This window comes from Trichodesmium erythraeum IMS101, from assembly GCF_000014265.1.
GTDB classification, from domain to species: Bacteria; Cyanobacteriota; Cyanobacteriia; order Cyanobacteriales; family Microcoleaceae; genus Trichodesmium; species Trichodesmium erythraeum.
In genome coordinates this window covers 4771053-4784258 of the sequence record NC_008312.1, presented here as the reverse complement: position 1 = coordinate 4784258, position 13206 = coordinate 4771053, and the positions used below count along the sequence as shown (strand labels likewise).

General features: G+C 32.2%; 9 protein-coding genes. 7 read left to right on the top strand and 2 right to left on the bottom strand.

Annotated elements, in window-relative coordinates; genetic code table 11:
• Positions 1-313: 313 nt before the first annotated feature.
• The gene (locus tag TERY_RS14980) at positions 314-1360 is read right to left on the bottom strand and encodes an aldo/keto reductase (RefSeq protein WP_011612606.1); all 1047 of its coding nucleotides are present in this window, start codon (positions 1358-1360) and stop codon (positions 314-316) included.
• A gap of 77 nt (positions 1361-1437) precedes the next feature.
• Between TERY_RS14980 and TERY_RS14975 the strand changes: the two genes are divergently transcribed.
• The 7 genes from TERY_RS14975 to TERY_RS14940 all read left to right on the top strand — a co-directional run bounded on the left by TERY_RS14975 (position 1438) and on the right by TERY_RS14940 (position 9438).
• Positions 1438-2544 (top strand): TauD/TfdA family dioxygenase, encoded by a 1107-nt coding sequence (locus TERY_RS14975; RefSeq protein WP_011612605.1) that lies wholly within the window; start codon positions 1438-1440, stop codon positions 2542-2544.
• A gap of 23 nt (positions 2545-2567) precedes the next feature.
• On the top strand, positions 2568-3695 hold the full coding sequence (locus tag TERY_RS25460) for a TauD/TfdA family dioxygenase (protein ID WP_011612604.1): 1128 nt from the start codon (positions 2568-2570) through the stop codon (positions 3693-3695).
• A gap of 206 nt (positions 3696-3901) precedes the next feature.
• Positions 3902-4687 (top strand): aspartate/glutamate racemase family protein, encoded by a 786-nt coding sequence (locus TERY_RS14965; protein ID WP_011612603.1) that lies wholly within the window; start codon positions 3902-3904, stop codon positions 4685-4687.
• A gap of 40 nt (positions 4688-4727) precedes the next feature.
• The gene (locus TERY_RS14960; protein WP_011612602.1) at positions 4728-5696 is read left to right on the top strand and encodes an EamA family transporter; all 969 of its coding nucleotides are present in this window, start codon (positions 4728-4730) and stop codon (positions 5694-5696) included.
• Positions 5697-5874: 178 nt separating this feature from the next.
• Positions 5875-6981 (top strand): methyltransferase, encoded by a 1107-nt coding sequence (locus TERY_RS14955; RefSeq protein ID WP_011612601.1) that lies wholly within the window; start codon positions 5875-5877, stop codon positions 6979-6981.
• A gap of 670 nt (positions 6982-7651) precedes the next feature.
• A complete protein-coding gene (locus tag TERY_RS14945) occupies positions 7652-7846 on the top strand; it encodes a hypothetical protein (RefSeq protein ID WP_196797069.1) in 195 nt (64 codons plus the stop codon).
• 257 nt (positions 7847-8103) lie between these two features.
• A complete protein-coding gene (locus TERY_RS14940; protein ID WP_011612600.1) occupies positions 8104-9438 on the top strand; it encodes a cytochrome P450 in 1335 nt (444 codons plus the stop codon).
• Between the two features lie 458 nt (positions 9439-9896).
• Here TERY_RS14940 and TERY_RS14935 read toward each other — a convergent pair whose 3' ends face one another.
• The gene (locus TERY_RS14935; RefSeq protein WP_011612599.1) at positions 9897-13094 is read right to left on the bottom strand and encodes a helicase-related protein; all 3198 of its coding nucleotides are present in this window, start codon (positions 13092-13094) and stop codon (positions 9897-9899) included.
• Between the last annotated feature and the right edge of the window lie 112 nt (positions 13095-13206).

Here is a 13206-nt window from a genome sequence, read left to right as displayed (position 1 = left end):
TGAAAGGACTATAAACTAAATATTCTTATCTTTATTATCTCTAAGTACAATTTCATGGAGAAATAGTGTGTAAATAAAATATTAAATCTTTGTGTATGGTTAATTAGGCACAGATTAATACAGGACTTACGCAACGGCACTAATTGTAGTGGCAATATCTTGAGAATGATAATTTTTCGCACCATATATAGTGGTTCTACGTAAGTCCTGTAATAGTTAAACTTAATATTTTGGTGTGATTTGCCGTAACCCAGCAATAATCAATCTTACTGCAGTTCTTAAGATTTATTTTATAGACACCCTCTGAGAATTATTAGGAAGTTGGATTAGGATAACGGGCATGAATTTGATCTATTTGTGCTAATATATCTGAGTCTAATTCTATTTCTATACTGGAAATATTTTCCTGAAGTTGTTCTATTGTTGATGCTCCAATAATAGTAGTAGTAACAAACCAACGAGAACGAACAAAAGCTAGTGCTAACTGAACAGGTGTAAGCTCATATTGATGAGCAATATCTACATAAGCTTTTACTGCTTCGGCAAAATTAGGTTTATGATAACGTCTATCAAACCCAGGAAATAAATCTAATCTTGAGTTTTTGGGAATTTTAGACAAATATTTACCTGATAAGTAGCCAAAAGCTAAGGTACTATAAGCCATTAATCCAACTCGATGAAAGTGACAAGTTTCTGCTAGATTTATTTCAAAAACTCGATTTGTTAAATTATAAGCATTTTGAATCGAAACAATTTTTGGTAATCCTAATTGTTGTGCTAAATGAGAAAATTCAGATACTCCCCAAGGAGTTTCATTGCTTATACCTAAATAACGAATTTTTCCAGCTTTAACTAGATCGGCAAAAACTTCTAATTGTTCAATAATTGGTATTGTTTCCCTTTCATAACGAGGATTGTAATCAGATGCACCAAATAAAGGAACATAACGATCTGGCCAGTGAATTTGGTACAAATCAACGTAGTCAGTTTGTAATCTTGAAAGACTACCATCAATAGCTTTTTGAACATTAACATCATTGATACAACTTTTTCCTTCTCGAATCCAATTTAGAGATAAAGTTTCATTTGGTCTACCACAAACCTTAGTTGCGATAGTAACTTTGTCTCGTTGTTTTTTACTTAACCATTTACCAATATATTCTTCTGTTTTACCTAGAGTTTTGGCACAGGTAGGAGCAGGATACATTTCTGCAGTATCAATAAAATTTATTCCTTGAGAAAAAGCATAATCTAGTAATTTTTGTGCTTCGTCTAAGGTATTTTGTTTACCATAATTCATGGTACCTAAACAAATTTCTGATACCTGTAATTGACTATCACCTAGTTGTTTATATCTCATTACTGTTGCACTCTAAATGTGATAATGTAATTTTAGTTAATATAACAAAAAACAAAACTACTACATTTGTCAATAATATGAAATTACTAAACATTCCGGCAGCGTGGACAGCCCAAGAGTTACTTAATTCTCCATATTGGAATTATAGTTTTACTCAAGAAGAAGTGGCAGAAATAGAAGTCGGCATTAATATTTACCAATTTTCTGAAAATCAAAAATTTAATTTTAAGCGACTTAAACAAACTTTTGCAAGTATTTCTGAAGAATTAGAAAATGGACGGGGGATTGTTCTGTTAAAAGGTTTTCCTGTCCATAAATATTCCGAGGAAACTGTAGCTGATTTTTACCTATTCTTATGTCAACAAATAGGACTACCGATTAGACAATCAAATTCTAATTTTAATTCGCCTCTTAGAGAAAAAACACAATTTATTACTTATATTAGAGCTGAGTCAAAATCATCTTCAGATGGTAAACAGTCAAACGACAATTATCAACTTCATACCGATCGTTATGACTTGTTGAATTTACTTTGTGTTAGACAAGCAAAAGTGGGTGGAGAAAATAGTTTTGCCAGTGCTGTTAATATCTATAATGAAATGATCCAATCTCATCCTGAAATTGCACAGGAGTTATGTAAGGGTGTTCCTTGGTTATTTGATGGGGAAGATGGTTGGATTAATTATCCAATATGGTTTATTCATTTAGATAAATTTACTACTCAACTGTCTAGCACTTATCCAATTCTTAGTCAATTAGTATCTGGAGCTTTACCTTTAACTGAAACACATAAAAAAGGTCTTGATTTATTACAAATAATTGGTAATAAATCTAAAATAAATATAAAATTAGAGCCTGGTGATTGGTTAATAGTTAATAATCACATTGTTTATCATGCTCGATCTACTTGGGAAATAGAGTCAGGAGATTACGATCGTCTTTTGTTCCGAGTTTGTTGTTCTCCTTCTAATAGTCGAGAATTGCCTGATACGCCAACTTTTAGAAAAATGTGGGGAAATGTCCAAGGCGGTAAACCTAGAGGTGGTTTTTTACCTAATCATAAACTACCTCCAAATCAGGCTATTTGTGAACCTTTATCTAAAACTGAGTCTTACTGGTTAGATCGTTATCTTCAAGTAAGATGGTTAGGTGTAGATAAAATCAGTGAATTGTCTGAGAAATAAAAGAAATATTAAATATAAAAATAATGAATAAAACAATAGAAATACTCAATATTCCTTCAGCTTGGAAGGGTGAAGAATTATTTAATTCTACATATTGGAATTACAGATTTACCAATCAAGAAATTGCAGAAATTGAAACAGCTTTTAAAAAATCACAAATTTCTAAAAACAAGGATATCAACTTAAGTAATAGCCTCCTCAAAACTTTTAAAGATATTTCCGAAGAACTTGAATTTGGAAGTGGAATTGTCCTTTTAAAAGGAATACCAGTACATAAATATTTAGAAACAGATTTGAGTGATCTTTATCTGGCCTTATCTAGAAAGATTGGAGTACCTATAAGAGAGTCAAATTCAGATTTTGATTCACCTATTAGAGAAAGAAATCAATTTATTACTGAGATAAAAGCCGAAGCAAAGAATTCTTCTCAAGAGAATAAACAGTCTAATGATGCTTTTAAATTTCATACAGATCGCTGCGATCTTAATAGTTTATTATGTGTTCGACAAGCAAGAATTGGTGGTGAAAACCGTTTAGCTAGTGCTATTACCATTTACAATGAAATGCTTAAATATTATCCTGATATTGCCCAAGAATTATTTAAAGAAATTCCCTTTTTTTTCGAGGGAGAAAATAATTGGATAACTTACCCGCTATGGTGTATTTATGAAGGAAAATTTACCACTCAATATTCCAGTGGTTATGTAGCTTTAAGTCAATTAATTCCAGATTGTCCACGATTAACTCAAAAACAAAAGCAAGGTTTAGATTTATTAGAAGAAATAGGGTTAAAAGTGGGCATTACAATGAAACTTGAACCTGGTGACTGGTTCATTGCTAATAATCATATTATTTATCATGCTCGATCTACTTGGGAAATAGAGTCAGGAGATTACGATCGTCTCTTATTAAGGGTTTGGCTTTCTCCTTCTAATAGCCGAAAATTACCTGATACTTCTACCTTTAAAACTATGTGGGGCAATGTCGGAGCAGGTAAACCTAGAGGAGGATTTTTGCCTAACCATTATCACACATCACCCGATAGACCTATTACTCAACCTCTATCACCAACTGAGTCTTATTGGTTAGCTCAGTTTATGAAGGGTAGATGGAGAGGTGCTGATAATATAAACAATGAACAATTGACATGACAAAGAAAAATTAGTAAAGATAGGTGCTATTAGACATCTTTAGAAAAGAGGGAATAGGGGTAATTTTAGTTATCAGTTATCAGTACCTCCGAACTAAAGTTGAAGGTTTGAAATACTGAGTTGAATATTTTTTTCATCCCCTTAAAAGAGGCAGGGCTATTTCATTCTATCTAAATCCTTAACTTACAATAATTTTAGGTTTATATATGATTTATCAAAATCGTAATCTCAGAATTAATAATATTAAAAGTTCTCCTTCGCGTCACTGTTATGGCATGGGTTTAGGTATTATTATTCTGGATGAAATATATCCTGGTTTTCCTGGTGATACACGCAATGCTAGTGCTTACCCTTTTCCTATTCAATATGAAATTGCTGAAGGTTTAGATGGGAAAAAATTACTTTTTCAAGAAGATAAATCTTCTTTCTTGTTACCTATTAAGATAGCAGCTCAAAAACTGGAGAAAATTGGTTGTCGGGCGATCGCTGGAGAATGTGGTTATTTTGCTTATTTTCAGACAGAAATAGCTAATTGTGTTCAGATTCCGGTATTTATGTCTAGTTTATTACAAGTACCTTTAGCACAACAATTAATTAGACAAGATCAAGTAGTAGGTATTATCGTCTTTTCTAAAACCATTATAACTAATGCTCATTTACAAGGAGTAGGAATTACTTCTAATAGTAATTATATTATTGAAGGAATATTTGAAAATAATAATTGTTCAGAATTGACTGAACTCTATATGAATTCTAATCCTCTAGAAAGAAATGCTGATTATGAAAAAATTGAGCAACAATTAACCCAATTTGCACTTGATTTTAAACAAAAACATCCCCAGATAGGAGTTTTGCTATTAGAATGTTCGGGAATGCAACCTTTTGCCAGAGCTATTCAAGAAGCAATTAATCTTCCCGTTTTTAGTTGGGGTACTTTATTAGATTATGCTTATTCTATTGTTGTTCATCGTGATTATTATGGACATATTTAGCCTGTTGTCTAAGTAAATAATGTTGTCTAAGTAAATAATAATGAACAATAAATTACAAGATATTAATTATTTATCGTCAAAAAAGACAGTTATTTTTGGTTTTAGTTTACTTTTAATTGCTATTACTGCTATTAGTTTTGGACCTATTTTTGTGAAATTAAGTATTACTGAAATTGGTGCAAAAGCTACTGTATTTAATCGTTTTTGGATAGCTACTGTTATATTTGGACTCTGGAATTTTATCGATACTATTAGTCAAAAATCATCAGCTCATACTTCCTCGGATGACAATCATGTTTATACTTATAAAGTGATTGGTTTATTGCTTTTAATGGGAAGTTTATTTGCTGGTATTCATCTATTATGGGCTTGGTCACTATCTCAAACCAGTGTAGCTAATTCTATTACTATTCTTCATGGTTTACGCCCATTATTAACTGTTTTAGGAGGATGGCTTTTTTTCAAAAAGTTTTTCGATCTTAAATTTTTAACAGGTATGATTATTGCGATCGCCGGAGCAATTTTAATAGGGTTCAACGATTTTTCAGACTCAATGATTAAACTAGAAGGAGATTTATTATCAGTAATATCAGCAGTTTTATCAGCATTAGAATTACTAATTATGGAACATCTTTTAACCAAGTTTACTACAAAAATTTTAATGTTTTGGTGTTGTTTAGTTGCTACTTTAGTCACAGTAATTATTCTTATTGTTACAGATAATCATTTTTTTCCTATTTCATTGAAGGGATGGTTAGCTGTTATTGCTTTAGCTTTATGTTCTCAAGTTATTGGTCAAGGATTGATAACATATTCTTTAAACTATTTATCATCAGGATTAGTAGCTATAATCATGTTAATTGATCCTGTCCTAAGTACTATCTTAGCTTGGAGTATCTTGAGTGAACAATTAAGTATTGCAAATAGTATCTTTTGTAGTATAGTTCTATTTGGTATATATTTATCACTGTCAAGTCAATATGCACTAAAAAAGGAACTTGTTTCCTAATTATAAATTTTAGTGATTAAAAAAATCGTAAGCATTAATTAATCACCTAGCCTCCTGGGTCGTAACTGCGTAAGCGTCGCATAAAAGAAAGGGTTATTATTGTTCATATCTGACAGCTAATAGCTGATTGCTTACAAAAAATTAATTTACCAATAACAAAATCAACAAGGATAATTTGATGATGAAAAAGATAGAAATTTCTTCTCATAATGTTCATACAGATTTACAAACGTTGCAGTTAATTAATAGTAATCAAGACTCCTTAAAAATGGATGATTTAGTCTTGCTATTACATGGCCACTTAGCATTTCAAAATCTTTATGCTGGTTGTGAACTTGGTGTATTTGAATTACTATTCAATCAAGGAGATTTATCAGCTCTAGAAATTAGTACAAAATTAAAACTTGAAGATTATCCTACTAAAGCTTTATTGTTAGCTTTAACAGGATTAAAATTACTAATAAAAGTTGAAAATAAATATCATAATAGTCTAGTAATTCAGATGTTATTCCTGGAAAAAACTTGGCAAGAATTTTATGATGTAGTTCTTTTTGAAGCAAAAATTGTATATCGTGGTTGTATAGATTATGTAGAATCTTTACGTCAAAATACAAACGTTGGTTTACGTCGGTTTGAAGGCAAAGGAGAAGATTTATATAATCGTTTACATCAAAATACAGGACTAGACCAAGTATTTTATAACTTTATGGGTTCATGGTCAAAATTAGTTAATCCTTTACTATTTGAAAATGTTGACTTTTCTAACTTCAAAAATATTGTAGATGTTGGTGGTGGAGACGCAACAAATTCAATAGCTTTAGCCAAAGCTTTTCCCGATGTAAATATTACATTGATGGATATTCCTGATAGTTGTAAAATTGCTCAAAAAAATATTGAACAAAACCAATTAAGTGACAGAATAACAGTATTTAAATCTAATATTTTTGTAGATGAATTTCTTCAAAATCAAGATTGTTTTCTCTTTATTCATGTCTTAGTAATTTGGTCATTAGATAAAAATACCATTTTATTACGACGAGCTTATGAAGCACTTAACCCCGGTGGCTCTGTTGTTATTTTTAACATGATGAGTAATGATTATGAAGATGGACCCTTGATGGGAGCCTTAGATTCATCTTACTTTGTTTCTATTCCTCATGAGGGTGGTATGATTTACTCTTGGAAAGATCATGAGCAATGTTTAAAAGATGCAGGATTTACAAAAATAAAACGTATTCCCTGTAATTTTTGGGCTCCTAGTGGAATTATTGTAGCTACTAAATAAATACTAGTATCCGCTCAATAAATTGGGGAAAGAAGAGAAAAAGTACACCTAGTGTTGTAAAATATGACTCATGAGGCAAAAACTATCATCAGAGAAATTAGTCACCACATTACTGTAATCAATTGACCCAGGAAAGATTGCAGAGGTCTGAGTGCATCAAACAGTAGAACTATTACTGAATCTGGTAGAACAACTTAACTCAAAAGTTACACAATTAGAAGAAGAAAACCAAAAGCTACGGGACGGAAACAACCGTCTCATAGGTGAATAAGGCAAACCAGACATCAAAGCTAGCAAAAAGAGAGAATTTCAGAAAGACCACTCGTCAGAGAAAAAACGAAAAACTCCAAGAGAACATAGTAAAACCAGTAAAAAGGAGACAATAAAAGTAGACCGAGAAGAGATAGTATTCTATTCAAAGGAAGAGCTACCAGCATATGCAGAGTTTAAAGGTTACGAAGAAGTAATTGTTCAAGATATTTTACTAAAAACAGATAACGTATTGTTTCGCAAGGAAAAATACTACTTACCTCAAAACCGAAAAACTTTTTTGGCAGAATTACCACTAGGTTACGAAGGAGAATTTGCTCCGGCAATCAAAACCTTAATCATTAGTTTGTACTATAGGGGAAATATGACCTAAGGCAAACTGTTAGAGTTTTTAGAGAATATGGGCGTCTCCATGTCAGCCGGGCATTTGTCTAATTTATTAATCAAAAACCAGACTTTTTTTGAGAGAGAAAAAAGCGAAATCTATGAAGCAGGACTATTGAGTAGTCCCTGGGAGCACTTTGACCAAACAGGAGCTCGTGTTCGAGAAGTCAACTATACCACGAAGGTAACAAAGCTGATAGCTGACTACTGAATGCTTAGAGGGTGTCTATAAAACAAATATTAAGATTTATTTTATAGACACTTTCTTAGACTTCTTGCAGAAGTCAGGGAATAGGGAATAGGTAATAGGAGGATGAAATTATTAATACTATATCTTGAATTAATCAGGGCTTATGCAAAGGAAATAAATGTAGTGTAAATATTTAAGATAATTACTAAAAAGAAACTACATATAGCGACACTATGTAAGTCCTGTTGATTGAATTTAAACTTTTCAGGAGGTCTAGGATGAAACAAGTTTGTGCATTAAAAACTCCCTTGTGGCTACAAAGATTTAATTATATTACTAATCCAGTTAGTTATTGGCAAAAGGCTTACTCGAGTTATAAAGATGCTTTTTATGCCCAAGGGATAAATTTTGGTAAACCATTAATGGTATTTTATACTCCTTCAGCCGCTAAACAAATTATTGAAAATTGTCAAGGAGATCTGACAACTACTTCTTTTGATAGTGAATTAACTGCTATTTTTGGCGATAGTTCTTTTTTTATCTTAGAAGGAACTAATCATAAAAAAATGCGCAAATTATTAATTCCTGCTTTACATGGAAAACATATAAAAACTTATGGGGAATTAATTTGTAATTTAGTTAATAATTTAATTGAAAATTTACCATTCAATCAATCGTTTTCAGCATTAGAAATAGCTCAAGAAATTTCTATGCAAGTAATGATTAAATTATTGTTTGGTAACTATCAACAAGAGCGCTATCAAAAAATCAAACAACTGATGATTAACATGGTAAGCTTATTTGCTGCTAATGTTTTTGGTTTTCCTTTATTTTTTAAATTTCTACAACAAGATTTAGGATTGGTAAGTCCTTGGGGAAATTTTTTGCAACAAAGGCGAAAAATACAACAGCTAATTTATCAGGAAATTGCCGAGCGCCGGAATCATCCTAACCAAGAAAGAACAGATATTTTAAGTCTTTTAATGACTGCTCAAGATGAGAAAGGAAATTTTCTCAATGATGAAGAATTATTAGGTCAATTATTATCATTATTATTTACAGGAAATGAATCAACAGCAGCATCTATAGCTTGGTCATGGTATGAAGTTTACCGTAACAGTAAAATCAAAGAAAAACTATTAGAAGAAATCAATAACTTAGGGGATTCTCCAGAACCTCTGAGTCTGTTTAATCTTCCTTATTTAAGTGCAGTTTGTAATGAAACTTTGCGTAAATATCCTGTGACCATGTTTATGATTCCTAGAATAGTTAAAAATACAACAGAAATTAATGGCTATCAACTTGATAAGGGAATGTTAGTAACAGTTGGTACTTATATTTTACATCATCGCGAAGATATTTATGATCAACCAGAGGAGTTTAAACCGGAGCGTTTTATTGAACATCGTTTTTCCTCTTTTGAATTTTTACCTTTTGGAAGAGGAATGCGTGGTTGTATTGGTGCAGACATAGCTTTATATCAAATGAAATTAACTTTAGCAACAATTATTTCTCATCATCGATTAGAATTAACTAATTATGGTCAAATTTTTCCTAAACGTCGTAATACAATTTTAACTCCAATTAAGTTAAGAATAATTAAGGCTTGCTGAATAAATTCAAAAAACTTACACCTTTTGAATTTAAGGCATTTTTAATTCCTTTTGGACAGATTCAGTATGAGTATGAGCGCGCTTAAGTTCTCATTGCTTTGGCTGATAAAGCTACACTCCTACCCCTTTTCAAACAGCCTCTAAGATTCAAAAGCAAAAATTGTAGGAAGAAAAAGTTTATGTCTACACAACATAATTGAAGTCAATTTCGTTTATCAATGGTTAGCATCTACCGGACTTATATAACTCATTTGGTATCTTTTCTGTCCTTTTAAAGCTGCAACTAAAATATTAGCTAGTAGACATCTCCAAAAAGACTAAAGCACTTAATATTTTCAAGGATTACCTAGCCCCTCTCCATTCTACTTAGTTGAAGTTTCTAACCAAACTTTTATGGGTGTAGTCATAAAAGCATAGGGGATATAAGTGATTTATTAGGAGATTTAATTGATGATTGGTTAAAGGTTGCTGCTATTATTCATTATTAACCCTAACAATTCTTCAAATAAAGGTTCTCCAAAGCTCATAAATCTTACAGATGGTTTACCCTCAAAAACATTCACATCAAATGTTACTTGATAATTACTATTTTGATAGTTTAACTGCCACAATTTATCCTCTAAAAATGTAAATTTTATCCCTGATAATTTTAATAGTAACGAATCAGTAAATAAGTTTTCTATTAGTTCAGCAGATAAATTTGTAGGAATTAGCGGTTGTCTAATTTCCGTCAAGTCTGTCTCTACATCCATGGCTACCATCTCATCTAAAGCAGGTCTTAATGGAGGAGTATTTAACACATTTTTATCAAAATCAGACATTAATACATTTTCTTCTTCAGGGTCGGCACTCATAACTGCTTTCTCTATAAAAGTAGGAACTTTGGCTAAAATAGGTTGAAGGTTGCCTACTATATTTTGAAAAGTATCAATACGATCGCGCAGTTTTTTATAAACTTTAGCTTCTACTGTTCCATCATAATAAAAGTTATAAATTCTCACAGTGGGATAAAATTGACCTATTCTATCTAATCTACCAATTCTCTGTTCAACTCGCATTGGGTTCCAAGGCATATCATAATTAATAATTACTCCACAGGTTTGTAAGTTTAAACCTTCGGATGCTGACTCAGTACATAATAATATTTTTATACTTCCAGCTCGAAATTTTTGTTTGATTTTCTCTTTAGGAACTAGACACCATTTTTGATCTTGATAAACTTCTCCACCGCGTCCAGAATAACAGGCAATTTGACTACCATATAAATCTTTTAAAGTCCGTCGTAAATAATCCATTGTGTCGGTATATTGGGTAAATATAATTACACTGTCTCTATCTATTAATTCTGTTCTTAAAGTTGTGATGAAGTGAGATAGTTTAGTATCTTCACCAGTATTTTCAAACTGCAACAATAGACTTTCTAAATATTCAATTTCCTGGGGGTCTACAGTTTCAGTTTGGCAATAACTTTCTAATCCTGTAATAATAGCATCGTCAGCATCATCTAAGTCTCCCAAGTCGTCAGCGGTAATACTAATACCATCCAAACGACGTTGCAATGACTCCCGAATTGCAAAAAACGAGCTGGTGAGACGTTTGCGGTAAAGAGTCATTAGAAAACCTAGCGCCTGACGATTTTCTTTTTGAGCTAATTTATAGAAATGACGTACATAGTCACTAACTTCTACATATAATTGTACTTCTCTGTTGGGTTCTAATATAATGGCTTTATCCTGTACAACTCGTTTGGGAATATCTCTATTGAGAATTCCACGGCGATAATATTGACGTAAGGTGTCCCGGGTGTGACGAAACATCAAGTCTTTGAGGGGAGTATTAATAGTTAGGTATTGGCGGGAAGTATTCACAAAGGGTTTATCCTGTGCTAGTTTTTTATGATTAACTATTTTTTTCCCTTGTTGCCAAATATCTCGGAGGCGGTAGGACATTAAGCGATCGCTTTTATTTAGATAGGATGCAAACTGAGAGGAAGGTACTCCTCCTAGTCTAAAATAATCTGTAGTCATTACCTGCCAAAAATTGAAAGTATGCTCGTCTGGTTTACCTGATAAAGAGGCAAAATAGTTACAAAAATTATCCCCATAACTCCAATGTCCTTTTAATCCTAAAAGTTCTAATAAGTCAAATACTTCGATAGGATCTATTTGCATAGGAGTGGCAGATAATAGGATTAAAGATTTAGTTTTTTCTCGTAACTGCTGCATTAATTTCAAGAGAGAGTTAGGGGTTTCTTTCCTATTTTGGGGGGCTTGGCGACGAGCATGATGAGCTTCATCTAAAATAATTAAATCCCATTTTTCTGCTGCTAATATTTCTGTCATTCTCTCAGCACGTCTGACTAAATGGGAGGATGCTAATATTAGTTTATGACTGTTCCAAGGGTTAGTTTTGTTAATAGTTGAAGTGTTATCGTAGGGGTCTTTAAATTCTCCTTTGTTGTAACTCCAAAAGTGCAGATTAAATTTTTCTCTGAGTTCTTCTTGCCATTGTGGTTGAACGCTAGCTGGTGCTAATACTAAAACTCGTTGGATGGCTTTTGTGAGGAGTAAATAACGTAAGATTAAACCTGTTTCAATTGTTTTTCCTAATCCAACTTCATCTGCTATGAGAAAGTTACAGGGGAATTTTTTAGCAACTTGTTTAAGAATTTTTATTTGATGAGGCCAAGGGTCGATTGTGATGGATTGTAAGCAATAGTCTAGGCAACCAGGATGTTGATGAGAATTTATGATAATATTAAAAGCTTGAAGTTCTTTTTCTTTGTCTGCTTCTGAGATATTTGTGATGGTTTTCTCGACAATATTATCTGTAGAAAATATGTTTTTACTTTCCTCTTTTTCCTCGGATTTGTTGTCAGAAAAATATGATAGTTTTGATGGTAATGGTCTTGTGTCAAATTCAACTTTTTCATTCCAAGTGGGTTTAGTAGAGGGAGTATAACGTAAAAGTTTTTCTGCAACGGCTTCTGGAATATTAAATACTTTCACATTAGGAGCTAAATTATGCCAAAGTTTCTCAAATCTATATACTTCTTCTTGTACTCTATCAAAGTCTCTTTCTCCTTCCCAAGCACAATAAACATGAAACGATTCTACGTTTTGTTCCCATCCTCCTAATGATTCATTATTAGAACCACTAAAGGCTATTTGGTCGCCATTTTTATCCGTAAAAATTCCAACTTTTTCATGGAAAATATGTTGGGGGTCTAATTGTTGATCGCTTGCTTCTGGCAGTCCGTTATTTTTAAGAGGAATGGCAATTTTAATATCTAAATAACCTGTAGAAATTAACCAACTAAGAATTTCAAAATGTTTGAGCTGGGCAAAATTTTCTGGTGGTTTTAAGTCAGCATCAAGACGAAGGGTTAGAGCTTTTCTCAACTCATAACCTTTTTGAATGGTTTCTAAATCTTGAGGGTTAAATTGACATCCCATAATCAGACGTATTTTACCTTCATTTTGAAGCATTGCTCCTAATCCTCTGGTTACTTTACTGAGAATAGCACTACTAAAAAAACCAGATTTTCTATCATATTGAATAGCACATTCTAAGGCAGGGATATAGAAGTCAGCAATAGGATTATTTTCATTGCTGGAGTAGCTAATAGACCAATAATGGGAACGGAAGTTAGGCATTTTTCAGTTATTAGTTATCAATTATCAGTTATGGGAATTAATTTAATGTCTATGTTGGCTTTTATGTCTGCAATTTTACTGATAAAACTTCTATTAGTTTTGAATGTAGAAG

Coding starts and splice junctions, on each gene's coding strand:
- TERY_RS14980 (WP_011612606.1), bottom strand. CDS start 1,360: ATGAGATATAAACAACTAGGTGATAGTCAATTACAGGTATCAGAAATT.
- TERY_RS14975 (WP_011612605.1), top strand. CDS start 1,438: ATGAAATTACTAAACATTCCGGCAGCGTGGACAGCCCAAGAGTTACTT.
- TERY_RS25460 (WP_011612604.1), top strand. CDS start 2,568: ATGAATAAAACAATAGAAATACTCAATATTCCTTCAGCTTGGAAGGGT.
- TERY_RS14965 (WP_011612603.1), top strand. CDS start 3,902: ATGATTTATCAAAATCGTAATCTCAGAATTAATAATATTAAAAGTTCT.
- TERY_RS14960 (WP_011612602.1), top strand. CDS start 4,728: ATGAACAATAAATTACAAGATATTAATTATTTATCGTCAAAAAAGACA.
- TERY_RS14955 (WP_011612601.1), top strand. CDS start 5,875: ATGATGAAAAAGATAGAAATTTCTTCTCATAATGTTCATACAGATTTA.
- TERY_RS14945 (WP_196797069.1), top strand. CDS start 7,652: ATGGGCGTCTCCATGTCAGCCGGGCATTTGTCTAATTTATTAATCAAA.
- TERY_RS14940 (WP_011612600.1), top strand. CDS start 8,104: ATGAAACAAGTTTGTGCATTAAAAACTCCCTTGTGGCTACAAAGATTT.
- TERY_RS14935 (WP_011612599.1), bottom strand. CDS start 13,094: ATGCCTAACTTCCGTTCCCATTATTGGTCTATTAGCTACTCCAGCAAT.